Raw genomic sequence first — 19,877 nt, forward strand, 5'->3', positions numbered from 1 at the left:
CTTTTTGTTTCGGAGGCGAACATAGGCCTGCGCGCGCTCAGCATCCAGGCCGCCTTACACCAGCGGGAGGGAGGGCGGATGGGAGGGCTGGTCGCCTCGATTCCGCCACCGACATGGGCCGCGATGGCGATCTGGCCGACGCCGAGGTGTTGTACCCGCACAGCAGCTTCGCCTTCTATTCCGATTCCCTGATCGATTCGCGCGCCTCGCCATCCGGTCAACCGCCGCCGATAGCTTTGGCCCGATGACGGTTCCGTATGAGGCTCTGCTGCTTTTGGGCGGAAACATCGGCGAGGTAAAGGCGACACTCGGTCGGGCCGAGCGCATGATTGAGGCCCGTGCAGGCGCCATCCTGTCGCGCAGCCGCGACCATTGGACCGAGCCTTGGGGTTTCACGGACGAGCGGCTCTTCCTGAACCGGGCGCTGATCATCGGCACGCAGCACGATCCGCAGCAGTTGATGGCCGCGCTGCTCGGCATCGAGGCCGAACTGGGCCGCACGCGCGAGCCGCAGGAGCGCTGCACGGCGCGGAGCATCGACATCGACATCCTGCTCATCGGCGATCGGGTCATCGAGGGGCCCGGGCTCATTGTTCCGCATCCGCGGATGCACGAGCGGGCCTTCGCCTTGGAGCCCGCCGCCGACATCGCGCCGCACTGGGTGCATCCGGTGCTGGGCCGCACGGTGTACCAGCTTGCCGGGGAGGTCCGGTTCCGCGGCTGATCGCCTCCGACCGGTGCCTACGGGGAATCCCGTAGGGGTTTGCGGTTGTTGCCGTATTGCGGACCCTTGGTCCAGGGCCTCCTTTTGCGCCATGTGTTTCCAACCGGGACCGTTCGCTGCCGCAGCACCTCAAATGATCCGGTCGCGGCACGGAATCGCATGAATCTGACCATTGGCCTTGACATGGAGCGCGGAATCCCATCACATTCCCGCGCCGACAACCAAACCGCAACCCACACACCACCGCTGCCATGAAACCATCCATCCTCCTTGCCGCCGCTTTGTTCGTTGCCGCCAGTGCACAAGCCACCGTGCGCACCGTGAGCAATTCGCCGAGCCAACCGGCGCAGTACAACAACCTGCAGGTGGCCATTGATGCGGCCACGAACGGGGATACGTTGTACGTGCTGGGAACGGGCACAGCCTACCCGGCGATCACCATCGACAAGCTGCTCACCATCATCGGCTCCGGTTACGCTCCGCCTGCGCCCGCTCAGCCCACGGTGATCTCCACCATCTACCTGTACAGCAATGCCGGTGGCTCCAAGCTCTCGAGCATCGATGCCAACAGCACCATCTACATCTATTGCAGCGACGTCACTTTGGAGCGCTCACGGCTGTACTACATCTCACCCCAGGTCGCTGGGCTGAACAACCTGGTCTTCCGCCACAACTACATCTATTACGCGGGCTTCAACAATGCCAACAGCGTCCTCTTCGCGAACAACATCGTGCACTCGGGCGGGTACATCCAGACATCGAACTCCGCCTCGGTGCTGATCACGAACAACCTGTTCATCGGCTATTACTGGCATGCCTTGCACACCATTTCGAACGCCCTGATCACGAACAACATCTTCTGGCAGAGCACACCCGTGCAGCCTTCGGTGACCGGCTGCACCCTCAGCAATAACATCACCTACCAGACCGCGAACAACACCATTCCCTATGGCACGAATGGCGGCTCCGGCAATTTGGTGGGCGTGAACCCGGAGTTCACCAATGCGCCGGACAACTCTCTGAACTTCACCTACAATTACGATCTGGCGCCTTCCTCCGCCGGGAACAACGCTGGCACCGATGGCACCGATATCGGGATCTACGGCGGCCCTGCGCCATGGCCCAACCAGAATGGCGTGGCCCGCATCCCGCGCGTGCGTGAGTTCAACCTGCAATTCAGCCAAGTGCCCCAAGGCGGCACCGTGAACGCCACCGTGAAGGCCAACAAGGAGAACTGAGCACGCATCTGTTCCGAACCGAACCATGGAACCGATGAACGCGGCGCGCAAGCTCGTGCTCGGACTGCTCCTTAGTCCGAGCCTGACGATGGGTCAATCCATCGTGGCAGCGGAGTACTTCGTGGATGCCGATCCGGGCGTGGGCAACGCGATCGCCTTCAGCTTGGCCCCCGGCGACAGCACCACCACAGCACTGAACGTACCGCTGGGCGCGCTGCCCTTGGGCATGCATCGCATCGGCGTGCGCCACCGCGATGCCGATGGCCACTGGAGCCATGCGCTGGCACGTCCGGTCTATGTCCATTCGGTGAGCTTCGCGAATCCGCCGGCAGCACCGATCACGAGCGCGGAGTACTTCGTTGATACCGACCCCGGCGTCGGCAATGGCGCGGCCTTCGCGCTCTCGCCCGGCGACAGCACCACCACCGCATTCACCATCGATGCCAGCGCATTGACGCCCGGCTTCCACCGCATTTGCGCGCGGCACAAGGATGCTGATGGGCAATGGAGCCACATCCTCAGCCAGAGCCTCTACATCTTCAGCGCCGGCTTCACCAATCCGCCAACCGCGGCGATCGCGGCGGCTGAGTACTTCATCGATAGCGATCCCGGCGTGGGCAACGGCATCGCCTTCGCCGTCATTCCCGGCGATAGCACCACCACCAACCTGGTGGTTGATGTGAGCGCCTTGCTGCCCGGCATGCACCGGGTATGCGTGCGGCAGAAGGATGCCACTGGCAAATGGGGCCTCGCATTCACGCGCAGCCTGTACATCTTCAATCCGGGCTTCGAGAATCCTGCCAATGCTCCCATCACCGGAGGCGAGTACTACTTCGACACGGACCCCGGTGTGGGCAACGGAACCGCATTCGCGGTGACGCCCGGCGACAGCACGATCACCAATGCGGTGGTGGATGTGAGCGCATTGACTCCGGGCTTCCACCTGATCGGCCTGCGCCACAAGGACGCCAACGGCCGATGGGGCCACGCGCTCACACGCAGCATCTTCATCGTCAATCCCGCATTCACCAATCCCGCAACCGGGCCGATCACAGCGGGCGAGTACTTCGTGGATACCGATCCCGGCGTGGGCAACGGCAACGCTTTCCCCGTGGTTCAAGGCGATAGCACCACGACGGCCACTGTGATCGACCTCAGCGCCTTGTCTGCGGGCTTCCACCGGATCGGCGTTCGCCATAAGGACATCACCGGCAAATGGGGCCTTGCCGCGCACCAATCGGTCTATGTCTTTCCGTCCTTCTTCGCGAATGCGGCCAACGCACCCTTGGTGGCCGGCGAGTACTTCTTCGACACGGATCCCGGCAACGGCAATGCAAGCGGGTTCACGGTGACCTCTGCGGACAGCGTGGTCCATGCCCTCACGAGCATTGATCTCACCGGCTTTTCATTGGGCTTCCACTACTTCTGCGCGCGCTTCCGCGATGCGAATGGCAAATGGGGACAAGCCCAGGCTCGTCCGGCGTTCATCTATCCGGATCCGGCTGGCGCGCTCGAGCTGGTGGTTGGCGAATACTACTTCGACAGCGACCCCGGCCAGGGCGCAGGCATCGCGTTCGCCACAGGCGCTCCTGCTGATTCCATCGACGTGAACGTGGTGCTCGCAACGGGCGCCCTACCGCCCGGCCAGCATCGCGTGGGCCTGCGCGTGCGCGACAGCGGAGCGCGCTGGAGCCATTCCGAGACGCGCCCTTTCGAAGTGGAGGATGGCGGCTCAGCCTATCGCACGATCAACAGCGGCGACTGGTCCGACCCGGCGATCTGGGAACGGCACAACGGCGTCTCTTGGGTCGCAGCGGGTTCGCCGCCTTCGCATGTAAGCGGCACCATCACCGTGCGCAGCACGCACACCGTGAACGTGAACGCCGCAACCACCATGGATGAAGTACTCGTGGAGAGCGGCGGCGCAATCGTCGTGGCCTCCACCGCCACCGTGATGGATGGCGTAGGCTTCGATGTGGATGTGCTGGGCAGCCTCACCATCACCACCGGCGGTCTGCTCACCGGCACGGGAACGGTGCGTATCGTGCATCAGTTCTTCTGGACGGGCGGCGAGACCGGCGCGGGCATCACCCTCTCCATCGCTTCCTCCGGCACGGCCACCATGAACTGCGCGTGCACGCTGGTGCATGGCGGCGTGATCCAGAATGCAGGCACATGGACCGTGCTCAACGGCAACCTGCACGGCACGGGCAGCTTCAGCAACCTGGCTAGCGGTGTGATCAGCATCCAAGGCGCGCAGGACATCAACAACGCTTGGGCCGTAGCCCTCACCAACGCTGGCAGCGTGCAGGTGAACGTGGCCACCTATTACACCTTCACCACCTCCATCTTCGTGAATCAGGGCGGAAGCGTGAGCGTTCTGACCGGCGATATCTGGGTGAACGGCTTCACGAACACCGGCAGCATCGCCTGCGCCAGCAGCAGCGTGGTGCGCATCGTGGGCGGCAGCTTCATCAATAATGCGGGCGGCAGCGTGAGCGGCGGCGCCATCGTAGTGGCCGGAGGCAATCTGGTGGTGAACGCGGCGCTCAACATCCTGCACTTGTATGTGCTGAATGGCACGGTGAGCGGTGCGGGTGGCGTGTACGTGCTGGGCGGTGGCACCCTCACCTGCACCGGTGGGTCCATCAGCGCTGGCTGTGCGATCGACATCGCGGTGACGGCTACGGTCAACTTCAACGCACCGACGGTCTTCTACAACTACGGCAGCATCAACCTCGGCGGCATTTGGAACCACGTGAGCGGAAGCCTGCACGGCAACGGCAGCGTCACGGTGCTGAGCACGGCGGTGGTGAACATCACCGGCGTGTGGGATCCGTATGACAGCTGGCAGAACGCGCTGGTGTGCCACGGGGCCATCAATGTGAATGTGCCCATCGCCTTCGCCTTCACCGGCCAGGTGGATGTGGAAGTGAGCGGCGTGGTGACCGTGGTGAACGGCGTGCTCTGGACCTACGGTTTCAACAACGGAGGCACGCTCGTTTGCCTCGGCTCCTCAGTGCTGCGCATCTCGGGCGGCGTTTTCGTGCATGAGGTGGGCGGCAGCACCAGCACCGCGGGCATCATCCTCGCGGGCGGTACGCTCATCGCGCAGGCCCCGCTGGACATCCTGCACCTCTGGTTGGAGGGCGGATTGCTGCAGGGTCCGCAGCCGATCAACGTGATCACGGGCGGCACCTTCACATGGACGGGCGGCACCATCCACGCCTCTTGCGTGCTCAATCTCGCCGTTGGCGTGGTGAGTGTGTTCAACACCACCGTGAGTGTCTACTGCTACGGTGTCATCTACAACGGTGGCACGTGGAGCTTCAACGGCGGCAACCTGGTCGGAAGCGGCGCCTTCCACAACCTGGCAACGGCCGTATTCACGATCAACGGCGTGCTCGACATCGACCTCTCGTGGGAGCTGGTCTTCTACAACGCGGGAATCGTCAACAAGAGCACGGCGCTGGTGTTCACGCACTACGGCGGCGCCTTCCATAACCTGGCCGGCGGCGTGGTGAACGTGCTTGTGGGTGAATACCGCTTCAAGGGCGGCTACTACAATTACGGTATCATCGCCACCACCGGTCCGGCGCTGCTCTGCGGCTGCGGCGGCACCTTCTACAACGAGAACGGCGGCGAGGCCAGCAACGGCCGCGTGGTGATCCGCAACGCATCGCTCGTGGTGAACTGGGCCCTCGACGTGAAGCACTTCGAGCTGGAGGACGGCGCGCAGGTTTTCGGTCCGCTGGAGGTGAAGGTGATCGACGGCGGCACTTTCAAATGGATCGGCGGCACCATCGAGGCATCGGCCATCATCGACATCGCGATCAACGTGGTGACGACCTTCAATCCGGTGGCGAGCGTGTTCTGCCACGGCGTCATCCACCATCGCGGCACCTGGAACTTCAACGGCGGCGACCTGAAGGGCGACGGCACCTTCCACAACTACCTGGGCGCTATCGTGTACATCTACGGCGTGCTCGATTTCGACCTCTCGTGGCGACTTCTCGTGTACAACGCGGGTGAGTTCCGAAAGATGAATGGCGGCATCTTCACCCACTACGCCACCTACTTCCACAACCTCGCGGGCGGACTCGTTCACATCATTGATGGCGAGTACCGCTTCAAGGGCGGCTTCTACAACTACGGCAATATCACATACGCCGGCCTCGGCAAGCTCTGCGGCTGCGGCGGCACCTTCTACAACGAGAACGGCGGCGAGGCCAGCAACGGCCGCGTGGTGATCCGCGATGCTTCACTGGTGGTGAACTGGGATTTCGATGTGAAGGACTTTGAACTGGAGGACGGCGCGCAGGTCTTCGGTCCGTTCATGGTGAAGGTGATCAATGGCGGCACCTTCAAGTGGATCGGGGGAACCATCGAGGCATCGGCCATCATCGACATTGCGATCAACGTGATCACCACCTTCAACCCGACGGTGAGCGTGTTCTGTCATGGTGTGATCCACCATCGCGGCACATGGAACTTCGAGGGCGGCAAGCTCTGGGGCAACGGCTTGTTCAACAACTTGAGCGCCGGCTTGATCATGATCACCGGTACATCAGACCCAGCAGACTCGTGGCGCATTGCGTTGAATAATGCGGGCATCTACCGCATGAACTGTGGCTGCCTATTCCGTCACCAGTCTGGCGCGTTCACCAATCTGGTGGGCGGCAAGATCGAAGTGCTGCAGGGCACGCTGGTTCTTGATGGCGTCTTCATAGGCGACCAGTTCGGTGAGATCCATGTTTCGCTCGGCGCGGTGCTGGACCTCACCGCCGCCGTGGATTGGAAAGGCGAAGCGGTGATCTGCCACGGCCTTCTGCAGTGCCCTGACTTCCGCTTCAAAGCCAGCGTGGCACAGGTGATGGGCGGCGACGGCACCTACACGAATGTGCGCATCGACAATGCGGCCGGCATCGACCTTCAGGGCAACGTGCGCGTGAGCATGACCGCGCGACTGGGGAATGGAGTGATCCGGCATGGCTTGTACGGGTTCTCGTTGGAGAATCCGACGGCAGGCGCATTGATCGGAGGTAGCGCATTGAGCTACTTCGTGTGCGACGGCATAGGCCGCTTCCGCCGCGCGATCAATGGAGCCAACTGCTTCTATCCGGTGGGAACTGCCTCGAAGTTCTGCCCGATCACCTTGAGCATGATGAGCGGCCCACAGGACGTCTGCGGCGTGCGCGTGCGGCCCACGGTGAACACCTCGTATGGCGCCATTGGCGTGGAGACGGGCACCACCGTTTCGAACAATGTGGTGGGCTGCACTTGGGTGCTCGATGAGGCCACGCCGGGCAGCAACACCTTCGACGCAATCGTGGAATGGGAGGGCTCACATGAGCTGTCCGGTTTCACACGCCCCAACTGCACCGTAGCGTACTACACCATCGGCGGATGGGCGACTGGCATATACGGTCCAGCCAGCGGCACCGATCCGTACACGCGCATCATCATCGGCCTTTCTAATCCGCGCGAGATCTGTGTGGCAGACCCCAGTGCAGACCTCGGAGGTGACGCGGTGGATTGCCTCGGTGCAATCGGAGGAAGCGCATTGCCCGGAACGCCTTGTGACGACAACGACAACGGCACCACGGCTGACACCTGGACGGCGAATTGCGATTGCGAGGGCACACCGATCCCGACCTGCACCACCGACCTGGATTTCGTGTACCAAGCTGACGGCAACGACGACCTCACATGGCAGATCTTCGAGCAAGGCACCAACACGTTGATGCAGAGCGGCGGCGGCGCCCTGATCGGCAACGGCTCTGAAGCCACCTGCCTGCCCGACGGCTGCTACTACCTGGTGGTCACCGACGGTGGCGGCGACGGCATCGTGAACGGCGGCTACCTGCTGAAGATCAACAGCAGCGTGCGCTTGATCGATAACCTCTACGGCACCTTCGGCGAAGGCGGCTTCACCAGCGGCGGCACCAGCCAGATCGCGGCCAACGAGGGCTTCTGCCTGCCCGTGGGCACCGACCGCCTGATCTACACCAGCTGCGACAAGCGCGACTGGAAGGTCAGCCCCTGCGGCGGCGAGTTCGTGGTGGCCAATGCCAACCAGGACGTGAGCGATGAGTACGGCGTGAACAACGCCAACAGCGGCTACCAGATGTGGTGGTACACGCCCAATGGCGGCTACAGCTTCAAGCGCTTCCAGAGCCACAACACGAGCAACGGACTGCCTGCCAGCGCAACCCGCGCGGCCCACTTCCAGCTCAACGCATGGCTCGGCAATCAGCTCACCGAGGGCGGCTTCTACAACGTGAAGGTGCGCGGCCGCATCAATGGCAACTACAACAGCTGGGGCCCTGCCTGCCGCCTAGTGGTGAACAGCGCTGAGGCCCAGTGCCCCCGCACCAAGCTCATGGACCTGCCCGGCAACCAATACCTGAGCTGCGGACAGAGCCGTGCGATCGGCGCCAGCATCTACGTGCACGCCAAGCCGGTGCGCCGCATGAACAACAACTGCAACTGGGTGAATGCGAACCGCTACCAGTTCCGATTCCGCATCCTATCGGAGAACATCACCATCGTGAAGACCAGCGCCACCGGACAGTACTGGGTGAACACCAACGGCCTGGCCTGCAACAAGACCTACGAAGTGGATGTGCGCGCGAGCTTCAACAATGGCTCCACTTGGTGCCACAGCAGCGACCCCTACGGCGATGTGTGCCAGCTGACCACCACGTGCAGCTTCGGCATGGCTGAGGAGAGCAGCAGCACAACGGCTAACGAGGCCCGCGTGGCGATGTATCCGAACCCCAACAACGGCGACCAGGTGCGCTTGAGCCTGAGCAGCGTGGAGGAGGGCGTGGAGAGCATCAACGTGGACATCTACGATGCCTTCGGCAAGCGCGTGGCCCAGCGCACCATAAGGGTGCAGGACGGCGTCGTGAACACCACCATCGCCCTGAACGGGGAACTGGCCAACGGCATGTACCTGGTGAGCATCGCGGCCGGCAGCGCGATCCACACCGAGCGGCTGGTGATCCAGAAGTAAGCAGAAAGAGGTGATGCGGAGCCCCGCGCCGATCGGTCGTTGACCGGGATGCACTGGGCTCTGTGCTTGCGAGCATCAGGCGACAGCAAGGGGTTCCCACACACAATCGCCTCGCACCGCACGACGTCGTGCATCCCGCAACTACGAGGATTCCGCGCTTGCATGTGGGGAAATCGATTGGAAAGTGATGACCATCAGGGTTGCCGCAGTCCGCGGCAGCCAGCTTTGATGGTGATTCCGAGGTGGGTCGCACGATTCTAACGACGGGCTCACTCAACCAACACCCCGCATCATGAAGCACATCATTCGATCAACCATCCTCTCGGCTTCAGTCTTGCTTCCCTTTCAGTTCCTGAGCGCGCAGCCGGGGAGCAATGACCCTACATTCAATATCGGCAGCGGCTTCGAAGGTTCCGAGTTCTATGTGGGCGTTAACGCGCTAGCGCAACAAGCGGACGGCAAGGTCTTGGTCGGCGGTAGCTTCAGCACGTTCAATGGCACCGCACGGAACGGCATCGCCCGGCTGAACGTGGACGGCACGCTCGATTCAACCTTCGATCCTGGAACCGGTTGCACAGGCGGCGTCTTCTTCGGGTATGTTTCGGTGATCGCACTTCAGACTGACGGGCGGGTGCTCATCGGCGGGGACTTCACGGCCGTGAACGGCGTCCCGCGCAACTTCATTGCCAGGCTGAACGCGGACGGCAGCGTGGATTCCACCTTCGATACCGGGGTCGGGTTCAACAGCGTGGTGATGGCCTTGGCGGTGCGGCCGGACGGCAGGATCATCGCGGGCGGGGACTTCCAGACCTTCAACGGCATTGCGCGGAATTACATCGCCCAACTGAACGCCGATGGCACGTTGGACACGGCTTTCGACCCCGGCACCGGCTTCCCCATTCCTGGCTCCAGCGAGGTCGACGATCTGGTGCTGCAGGCCGATGGCCGGGTGCTGGTGAGCGGGGCCTTCAATGCGTACAACGGAACACCGGTGCAGAACCTCGTACGCCTGGAAACGGACGGTGCCTTGGACCCGAGTTGGACCGGTGGTACCGATGGCCGTGTTTGGTCACTGCTCCGCCAGCCGGATGGGCGCCTCTTTGTCGCCGGCGATTTCCTGCACGTCAATGGCGCGGCCCGCTCCCGTATTGCCCGGCTAGAGCCTGACGGCGCCTTGGATACCAGCTTCAACCCAGGCACTGGCTTCACCTCGGGCCCAGTCTTCCATATGGCCTTGGCCTCTGATGGCAAGATTGTGGCCGTTGGCCGGTTCCTCGAATTCAACGGGTCACCTCGGGGGAGGATCGCCCGACTGCAGGCCGATGGTTCGCTCGATACCGCGTTCGACCCCGGCACCGGTTTCAACGATCCGGTCGGCCAAGGCGTGAATGCGGTCATTGTGCAGCCCAGCGGCGGTACTGTCACCGGGGGCTACTTCACCTCCTTCAACGGTACGGGCCGCAACTGCCTGGCGCGGCTGCTGGGCGGCTGTTCGGCCGGCACGCCATGCGATGACGGGGACGCGAGCACCGTTAACGATGTGCTCGACGCTGGTTGCGTGTGCGCCGGCGTGCCCATCGATCCCTGCACGGAGAACATCCTGGAAATCGAGTTCCAGACCGATGGCGTGAGCGAGATCCAATGGGCCGTGTACGACCAGGTGACCAATGCGCTGGTGCAGACCGATGGCGGGGTACTTGAAGGAAGCCCGATCGTGGGCTGGAGCTTCTGCCTGAGCAATGGCTGCTACTACTTGGTGGTGACCGATGACGCTGGCGACGGGATAACCGGCGGCGGCTACCTGTTGCGCACGGTGGAACCCGCCATGCGCCGCGTCGTCGACAACAGCCAGAACTTCAGCAGTGGGTATGCCAGTGCCATCGCCAACAATGAGGGCTTCTGCCTGCCCGTGGGTACCGACCGCCTGATCACCACCAGCTGCGACAAGCTTGACTGGGCGCCCTACGCCTGCAGTCAGGCCTTCATCGTAGCCAACATCAACCCGAACGCGACCGGCTATCAATTCTGGTTCTACGACCCCAATGGCGACTTCAGCTTCAAGCGATTCCAAGCCTCCACGCACTGCTTGCTCTACACCCTCCCGCTCCAGCAAGGCGTGCTCTACAACGTGAAGGTGCGCTGTCTGGTGAATGGCGTGTACAACAACTGGGGCCCCGCATGCCGCATGATGCTGAACAACGCGCTGGCGCAGTGCCCGCGCACCAAGCTGCTGGACCTGCCCGGCAACCCGTACTTGAGCTGCGGCCAGAGCCGCACGATCGGCACCAGCCAGCTCGTGCATGCACGTCCGGTGAAGCGCTTGGTGGAGCCAGGCCCCACCTGCTCAAGCGCATTCTGGCAGAACGCGAACCGCTACCAGTTCCGCTTCCGCATCCCATCGGAGAACATCACCATCGTGAAGACCAGCGCCACGGGTAAGTACTGGGTGAACACCAACGGCCTGGCCTGCAACAAGACCTACGAGGTGGATGTGCGCGCGAGCTTCGACAATGGCGCTACCTGGTGCCACAGCAGCGATCCCTACGGCGATATCTGCCTGCTCACCACCACATGCAGCTTCGGCATGGCTGAGGAGAGCTCTTCAAGCGCAGCCGGTCAGTCCGAGCGGAGCGTGGGACTGTATCCGAACCCCAACAACGGCGACCAGCTCTTCGTGAGCCTGAGCAATGTGGAAGAGGGTGTTGAGTCGATCAACGTGGACATCTACGACAGCTTCGGCAAGCGCGTGGCCCAGCGCACCCTCGGGGTGCAGGACGGCTTCGTGAACACCACCATCGCCCTGAACGGGGAACTGGCCAACGGCATGTACCTGGTGAGCATCGCGGCCGGCAGCGCGATCCACACCGAGCGGCTGGTGATACAGAAGTAGGCGCGAGCGAGACGCATTGCTTAGAGGCCCCGGTCATCCCGCAATGCAGCGGGAGGCCGGGGCCTCTTGCGTTCACGTCCGTCGCATTCGCCAGAATAAGAGAAGGCCAATAAGTGCGACGCCAAGAACAAGCAAAACAGCGCCCCATGGACCGCGACCTTCCAGATTCACCGGATTCACATCGCCCACCATCACCAATCCCGCCCAATAGTATGGCAGCGAGAGATCCCCGTCCGCCTTCGCGAGATGATCGAGCTTGGCCTGCCGCAGTGCCTCGTGTTTCGGCAGGCCATCCGCGAGATGCTCGTAGAAACGCGCGATGATCTCCGAGCTCACCTTCTCGTCGATGCTCCATAACGACATGACGAGGCTTGGGCAACCGGCATAAGCGAAACTGTAGCCGATAGAGCGAACACCTTCTCCCTCATCGTCTTTCCCGATTCCGGTCTCGCAGGCCGTAAGCACCGCGAGTTGCGCGCGCAGGTCGAGCTCGTAGATCTCATAGGCGTGCAGGTAACCATCGGAATCGGCATCCACGCCACTGCCATCCTTGCTCAGGACAAGCCGGGAGTACATGGGCGATGCGGCGTTCATCTCGGCGTGCGTGCCCAGGTGCAGGATGCCGTACTGCTCGGCAACATCTCGGAATCCCCTCTCGCTCGCATCACCGCCGAGCATCACCTTGGCGGAGAGCAATGGACCGAGGCCCTGTGCAGTAGTGGTCGCGAAAGGCTGGCGCACGTAGCGCAGGTAATCCCTATCCAACTGGGCCGTGTCCTTGACGCCCGCGACGTATGTCCTCTTCAGTTCGTCATCGAATCCCGGAGCGATGGCGAGCGTCCCATTCGAGCCAGCACGGGCGAGATCGGCGAATTGCATGGCCGTGGTGGCGCTCAGCAGGTAAGCGATCGCAAAGCGCTGGAGCAGCAGGTGCTCGCGGAAGTCCTTCCCGGTGGATGGCCGATCGAGCAACACTTCGAAGTTCACCTGTTGGAGCGCACCGTCGGGGATGATGAGCAGTTCCTTCCCGGTCAACAGCGGTTCCACTGGCGCAAAGACCTTCTTGTAAAGCTCGTGCGCAATTCCAAAGTAGGCGTCCGGAGTGCGCAGATCGATGGATGCCTTCAGCATCTCCACGTCTCCGGTCACGCCATCATTCTCCACGCGTACCAGCGCGGATGTGTCGCGCGCGATCACCAGCAGGTATAAATGGCCAGCGGTCATCGCATAGGCCAGCGCTTGCCGATCGCCGGATAATAGCTTCTTCCGGATATCGCCCAGTGTGACCCGCTGCTCGCCATACCGAAGGTTGAAGTAGGCGGGCTGTTCCTTCTGCAACCGAGCGAGGAAATCAGCATAGGCCTTCTCTCGAAGATCCATGTCGGTGGCGGACGCGCGATCGTCTTCGTCGATGTCCAGCGCGTTGATCAGTTCCTGTTCCTTGGTGAGTATCGAATCGGGAACGCCCGCGAAGCGAAGTCCCGCGAACGTGTTAAGGCGGCTCTTCAGCAAGATTGAGCGGTCCGCTTCTGAAAGCGCTAGGAAGCGCTCGATATCCTCCTCTGAACCGGACTTCGCGTGGGCATCGTAGGTCAGGTCCATGGCAAGATCGAACAAGCGCTTCTGCGCACCGATGAGCAGGAGCTGCGAGGCTTCATCCTTCACGGCCGCCTTGTTCCTCGCAAGCGAAAGGATGGCGAGGTCGAGCTCATCGTTCCATTCCTTCTTAGGAGAAGCGTTCTCGTTCAGCAGACGCTGTGCGCGCACTCTCCAGTAGATGGCATCGGGCAGGAGATGCGGATCCGGAAAGGCCTGCGGGATGCTGGTGGCCTTCAATGCACGCGCTCGGTCCTTCAACAGATCAAGCGCTCTTTGGCTGAAGATCAGCGCTGCGGTCGCATCACCGCCGTTGAATGCCGCCTCTGCCAGGAGCACATCACAGTGCGCCACCTTGTAATGGGTGGAGTCGTAGATGCTCGCCAGGATCCGTCTCGCATCCTGCAGGTCCCTGCCGGCATCGGCAAAACGGCCCGCCTTCACGTGCATGCGCGCGCGTCCTTGCAAGGTGAGCGCGAGCACCGCATCCGTACTTGCATCGGTATTGAGCAGGCCTGCTGCGATGCTGACCTTGTAGAGCGAATCGGCCCGTGAGGTCTCGCCCTTGCGCTGCGCGATGTCCCCCAGCTTGGAACAGGCGCGGATGTACTCCTCGCTTCGCTTGCCGAACTTCTTCTCGCACGCCGCGAGGTAGGTGCTCACCAATTCATCGGCCTTGTCCAGCGCCCCGGAGGAAAGCTCCAGATCGGCCATGCGGTCCCGGACCACCAACAGCTGGGGATCATCAGGCTGCAGCACTTTGCTGCGGTCGTTCCATGCGATCTCCAGCAATTCCCGCGCACGACCTTCATCGCCCATCTGTTGGTACACCGTGGCGAGGTTCAAATACGTGCGTGATCGGTTCACGATGGCCTCGTCGCGCGTGAACTGATCGGTGACGGCAGCAATGATGCGGTCGCTGTTGCGCAGGCTTTCGTGGTAGTAGGACTTGGCGCGCGTGAAGTCGCCCGCGTTCTGCCACATCACGCCCAGGTTGCCGTTGGTGCTCACCTTGCGGATCAGGATCGCTTCCTCAGTTCCGTCGCCCAGCACCTCCAGCGCCTTCATGTACTGCTCCTCCGCATCGCGGATGCGGCCCATGTGCCAATAGGCTACGCCTACAGCGGTGTAGGATTCAGCCCATTGCGCAGGAGGAATGGAATCGGCCTTGGCGTACTGATCAAGCGCGGCGAGGGCATACTTCGCCGATTTCCGGTGATCGCCGATCACACTGTAGTCGAAGGCCAGGTATTGCCGCGCGCGCCCACGCTGGGCGAGCGGAACCTTCGGATCGCCATCTGCAACAGTGACGGCGATGGAGTCCACCCGCGCGCACTGCTTCATCTCGCCCGCATCGTAGTACGTCCAGCTCAGGTCGAAGAGGGCCTCCAATTCATTGTTCGCGTTTCCGCGCCGCTTGATCAGCGCGTAGATGCGTTCGGCCGCAGCCGTTCCTGCCGCAGCGTCCATCAGCTTGCGGTGGGCACGACCGTATTTGTAGAGGTAGCGGTGCAACGAATCCGCGTAAGCCGTGCCAGGCGACTCCTTGATCTGCGCGTCGATCTCCTTGATCGTCTCCGCATACTTCTCGGCCTCATAGAGTTCGTGGATGCGGGCATGACGAGCGGCCAGCCCGCTCGGCACCTGCGCTTGGACGGAAGCGCAAACGACCAGCAAGGCCGACAGAAATGCCAAGCCGCCTAGTCGATTGGTCCTCGCCGCCATGGATAGAGCGATGCGAAGATGGCACAGCCCTCACGAATGCGGTCGCCGCCGCAGATAGGCCCAGGCGAGCCAAATCAACGCAAGACCGATGGGCACCAAGGCCATCATCGTCATCACGCTCCAACCCCTTTCCGCACCTTCAATCGGCTCCACATCGCCCATGAGCACCATGCCCGCCCAGTAGTAAGGCAAGGCCAGCTCATCCCCGGCATCCTCCAGGTATTCCAGCTTCGCTTGCCGCAGGGCCACATGCTTCGGCATCCCATCGGCCAGGTGCTCATAGAAGCGCTTAATGATCTCCGAGCTCGACTTCTCATCGATCTCCCACAAGGAGGTGACCAAACTGGGGCAGCCCGCGTAGGCGAAGCTGTAGCCAAGCGAGCGCACACCTTCGCCCTCCACGTTGCTGCCTGCGCCTGTTTCGCATGCGGTCAGCACGGCGAGTTGCGCGCGCAGGTCCATCTCGTAGATCTCGTAAGCGTGCAGGTAACCATCGGCATCGGCCTCGATGCTGCCACCGTCCTTGCTGAGGACGAGGCGCGAGTACATCGGTGCGTGCTCGTTCAATTCAGCGTGCGTGCCCAAGTGAAGGATGCCATAGTCCTTGGCCTGCGCGCGGAAACCTTTCTCGTCAGCCTCACCGCCCACCATGACCGTGGCGGAGAGCAATTCGCCCAATTCCTGCGCGGTGCTCAGCGCGAAGGGCTGGCGCACGTAGCCGAGGAAGTCGCGATCGAGGCGCGCAGAGTCCTTCACCTGCGCGATGTAGCGCTGCTTGAGCTCATCACTGAATCCGGGCGCGAGCGCCAGCGCCTTGGTCTGACGGCCCTGTTTGAGTCCACTGAACTGCACGGCCGTGGTGGCGCTGAGCAGGTAGGCGATGGCGTATCGCTGGAGCAACAGGTGCTTCCGGAAGTCGCTCGCTCCGGCTGGAGCACTCAGCAGCGCCTCGAAGTTGATGCGGTGCAGTTCCCCATCGGGAATGATGAGCAATTCCGGCTTGCGCAGGAGCGGCGCCACCGGCGCGAAGACCTTTTCATGCAGTTCGTGGGCGGCCTTCATGTACCGTTCGTGATCCCGGGATATCACGGATGCGTTCAGGGCCTTCACGGCTTCGGGAATGCCCTTGCTCGATACGCGCATGAGCGTGGTCGTGTCCGCGCTGACCACGAGCATGTACAGGTGCTCGCCGGTGACCGCATACGCTAACAGGTCGCGCTGATCGGTCACAAGCTGCTCTCGGAGGTCACGGACCGTGACGCTCGGATTGCCGTACCGCAGGGAGAAATAGCTGGGGTGGCGTAGGCGAAGCGTGTCGAGGAACGCGGCGTAGGCCTCTTCATGCTCGAAGACCTCGTTGCCTGCCTTGGGGTCATCCGGATCGACGTTCAATGCCTTCAGCAACTGCTGTTCGCGGGTGAGCACGCTGCCCGGCACATTGGCATAGCGCAGGCTGGTGAATGCATTGAGACGGCCTTTGAGCAGGATGGACCGGTCCGACTCGGAGATCCGAAGGAACCGGTCGAGATCGGTTCCATCACCGAAGCGTTCATGCGCCGCATGCGCGAGTTCAAGTCCGAGGTCGAACAGCCGTCGATGCGACCCCGCCATCTGCAAGCGTGCGCCCTCCTCGCTCAACGAACTCATATTGCGGTGAAGCGAAGTGAAGGCTGGCTCGAGTTGCTGCAGCCACTCGCGCTCACCGCTGCCATCCGGTCGTGTGGCACGCTCAACCGCCACCTTGGCCATGACCGCATCGGCCAGCAGAGCGGGATCGCGAAAAGCGGTAGGTGCGAATGGGCCATTCACGATCGCGAAGCGATTGGAAAGAAGTTGGATCGCTGAATCAGCGAACTGGCGTGCCAAGGCGGTGTCGCCCAAGGTGAGCGCGGCACCGGAGATCACGACGTCAGCCTCCGCGAGCCGTTCGCTCCGTGGACCAAGGATCCTGCTGCGTATGCCACGGCTCAGCATGAGGTCGCTGATGGCATCGGCAGGGCGTCCTTGGGCGATCCGCAGGTCGGCACGCTCGCCGAGCGCGTTGGCGAGGTACCTGCTTGATGAGCTGCGTACCATTCGGTCGTCGCGTGGCAGGGCTTCGGCATAGATCGAATCCGCACGCGCCAACTGGCCCCGCTTGGCCGCCATGCGGGCGAGTTTGCACCGGAGGCTCATCAGCCGCTCCGCGCCGCCTTCGTTCGTGACTTCTGTTGCATCGATCTGTTCCATCAGGAGCCTCTCGGCCCGCTCATGGTTACCGGCCATCGACTCTACCTCGGCCAGGCCCTCATTCAGGTCGATCACGGCTGGATGCTTCTCGCCGAGAAGTTCCTTGCGTTCTGCCTGGGCGGTCCGCAAGTAGGAGCCCGCCCGGTCGAAATCAGCCATGTCGAAGTAGGTCGAGGCCAGGTTCATCAGGATGCGCGTGCGGTTCCATTTCGCGTTGGTCTGTCGTTGCGGATCGCCCTTGGTCCTCGCAATCACATCATTCATGGCATGCAGCGCACGCGTGTTGACCTCCTTGCTCCGGTGCAGGTTCCCCGTGCCCTGCACGAGGATCGCCAGATTCCCGAGCAGCACGGCCCGGGTTGATAGCGCTTCGAGGCCCGTATCACGCTCCGTCATGGCGATCCCTTCCGCATAGCTGACCTCTGCTTCACGCGTGCGTCCGAGATGGCGCAACGAGCCGCCTTTCCCGCTGAAGTAGGTGGGCAGTCGTTGCGTCGGCAACGGGTCGATGTCCTCGGCGATCGAGATCGCGCGCTCGATCAACGGAAACGCTGCCTCATAGCGTCCCAGGTCCATGTGCGTGAGCGCCATGCAATAGTGCGCGTCCGCCAGAATGATCGGCGGGATGCGGTCGGCGTTGCGCGTGGCCGTCGCCAGGGCAAGCTCGCCTACGCGCTCGTACTCCTGCATCATGGACAGGTCGTAGTAGAGCGCGCTGAGCTTGATCAGGGCCTTTACCTCCCATTGCGGCGAGCGCTTCGCGGCTGCGATCCGCTGATAGAGGCCTTCAGCCGCTGCGGCACCGGCATCGGGCCCCTTCGTCTGCCAGTGGGCATTCCCGAGCGGATAGATGCAGTTCCAGAGCGAATCCTGCCAGGACGTTCCCGCAGCGGCCGCTTCCTGGGCGTTGATCTCGGCGATCACCTGCGCGTAATCTTTCCTGCCGTTGAGTTCCTTGATCCGCTTATCGCGGGCCAACAATTCCGGATCGCCCTGGGCGAACACGCCGTGCGCGCCCCATGCCAGCCCCGCGATCAGGACGGCCGCGCGCATCACTCCTGGAGTTGAGCTTTGATCAATCGGGCGCGCTCACTATAGACCGTGTCGGCATCCAACGGAATGGCCAAGGCTTTCTCTCCTTCACCTGTGCGCACGTAGGACAAGAAGAGGAACCACCGCGCCTTGGCCTGGAACACCGAAGCACCTTCGTTCGCCAACGCCGCCAGCATCGGCTCGGCGGCTCGCGCGTCACCCTCCGCCATGTGCGCTGAGGCGATATAGTAGCGCAGGGTATCGTTCATCGGCTCGGCCTGCAGCAGCGGTGACCATTTCGCACGCGCCTCCGCATAATTGCCTTCCTTGTAGGAGACCATTGCATCGGCGAAGGCAGGATCGGCGGTGGCGCTCATGGCGACGGGCAGGCCCGGATCGGCTGCGAAATGCTCGGCGAAGAGCCTTTCGTTAAGCGATGGGCGCATGGACCACCAGATGGCACCGGAGATGAGCACTGCGATGACCGCTGCATATTTCAGGTAGCGCGACCAGTGGGTGCCGCTCGCTTGGGCACCATCCTCCGCCACGATCCCCTTCAACATGCGCGTAACCCCGCCCAGCTCCACGGCCCGGATATTCTCGCGCTCCAGTTCCACTTCGGCACGCAAGTCGGCATCGCCTGCCAAGCGCTGCTCGAAGGCCTCGCGCTCCAACGCGTCCATGCGATCGAGCACGTACGACTCGATGGCTTCGAAGGTGGGTCTATCCAATGCGCCGTTGCTCATCTGGCTTGCTGATCTTCACCGCTGATCGACTTCCGGAACGCCCGCAGCTTCATCATGCAGCGGTACTTGATGGTGCGGATGCTATCCTCCTCGACCCCCATCTCGGTGGCGATCGTCGCGAGATCCTTCCGCTCGAAGTAGTATCGGTCGAGCACCGTGCGGCATTTGTCATCGAGCTTGTCGTACACCCCACGCAGGCGCACGATGCGCTCTTCGATGTCGTCGGAGGCATCGGCGCGATGGTCGAAGACCTGGTCGTTATGCACCACCTTCATGTGCTTGTGCGCTGCTGACCGGACCACGTCCAGCCATTTGTTCTTGGCCACCCGGTAGAGGAAGCCTCCGGGATCGGCATCGGGCACCAGGCGTCCTTCCTTCACGCTCATCCACAGCACGGTCACAGCCTCTTGGAAAATGTCCTGCGCGTCGCTGGCGGTGCCGCTGTTCTGCAGCACGTACTGCTTGATGGCTGGGAAGTGCTTCTGGTAGAGCGCGCGGACCGTGGCCGCATCGTTGCGGCGCAGGCCCGTCACCCACGCGGGCGATGCGGCGATATCGGCGGTGGCTTCCACAGGTGGCGCGAAGCGAAGCACGATAGTACGGAGATCCGGTCAGGTCCTGCATGCTTTCCATGGTGCGCAGGCGCGATCGGCCTGCCCTCCGAGCACATCATCGGGGA

Annotated in this window: 8 protein-coding genes; 4 read left to right on the forward strand and 4 right to left on the reverse strand. The window is 62.5% G+C overall.

Annotated features, from left to right (window positions below; genetic code table 11):
* The first annotated feature begins 244 nt into the window (after positions 1–244).
* The 4 genes from folK to IPM12_05665 all read left to right on the forward strand — a co-directional run bounded on the left by folK (position 245) and on the right by IPM12_05665 (position 11,870).
* Positions 245–724 carry a 2-amino-4-hydroxy-6-hydroxymethyldihydropteridine diphosphokinase gene (gene folK, locus IPM12_05650; protein ID MBK9147292.1) on the forward strand — a complete coding sequence of 160 codons (480 nt, stop codon included), beginning with the start codon at positions 245–247 and terminating at the stop codon, positions 722–724.
* A 251-nt stretch (positions 725–975) separates the two neighbouring features.
* Positions 976–1,962 carry a hypothetical protein gene (locus tag IPM12_05655; protein ID MBK9147293.1) on the forward strand — a complete coding sequence of 329 codons (987 nt, stop codon included), beginning with the start codon at positions 976–978 and terminating at the stop codon, positions 1,960–1,962.
* Positions 1,963–1,996: 34 nt separating this feature from the next.
* Positions 1,997–8,980 (forward strand): T9SS type A sorting domain-containing protein, encoded by a 6,984-nt coding sequence (locus IPM12_05660; GenBank protein ID MBK9147294.1) that lies wholly within the window; start codon positions 1,997–1,999, stop codon positions 8,978–8,980.
* 292 nt (positions 8,981–9,272) lie between these two features.
* Positions 9,273–11,870, forward strand: coding sequence for a T9SS type A sorting domain-containing protein (locus IPM12_05665; protein ID MBK9147295.1), 2,598 nt, complete (start codon positions 9,273–9,275; stop codon positions 11,868–11,870).
* A gap of 72 nt (positions 11,871–11,942) precedes the next feature.
* Here IPM12_05665 and IPM12_05670 read toward each other — a convergent pair whose 3' ends face one another.
* Genes IPM12_05670 through IPM12_05685 form a run of 4 tightly spaced genes read right to left on the reverse strand, consistent with a single transcriptional unit; the run spans position 11,943 to position 19,791 of the window.
* Positions 11,943–15,161: a CHAT domain-containing protein gene (locus IPM12_05670; GenBank protein ID MBK9147296.1), complete on the reverse strand. Its 3,219-nt coding sequence runs from the start codon at positions 15,159–15,161 to the stop codon at positions 11,943–11,945.
* Positions 15,162–15,221: 60 nt separating this feature from the next.
* Positions 15,222–18,473 carry a CHAT domain-containing protein gene (locus IPM12_05675; protein MBK9147297.1) on the reverse strand — a complete coding sequence of 1,084 codons (3,252 nt, stop codon included), beginning with the start codon at positions 18,471–18,473 and terminating at the stop codon, positions 15,222–15,224.
* Positions 18,473–19,198 carry a hypothetical protein gene (locus IPM12_05680; GenBank protein MBK9147298.1) on the reverse strand — a complete coding sequence of 242 codons (726 nt, stop codon included), beginning with the start codon at positions 19,196–19,198 and terminating at the stop codon, positions 18,473–18,475. The genes IPM12_05675 and IPM12_05680 overlap by 1 nt, the downstream gene beginning before the upstream one ends.
* Positions 19,195–19,791: a sigma-70 family RNA polymerase sigma factor gene (locus IPM12_05685; GenBank protein ID MBK9147299.1), complete on the reverse strand. Its 597-nt coding sequence runs from the start codon at positions 19,789–19,791 to the stop codon at positions 19,195–19,197. The genes IPM12_05680 and IPM12_05685 overlap by 4 nt, the downstream gene beginning before the upstream one ends.
* Between the last annotated feature and the right edge of the window lie 86 nt (positions 19,792–19,877).

The organism is Flavobacteriales bacterium (genome assembly GCA_016716605.1).
Lineage (GTDB): Bacteria > Bacteroidota > Bacteroidia > Flavobacteriales_F > PHOS-HE28 > PHOS-HE28.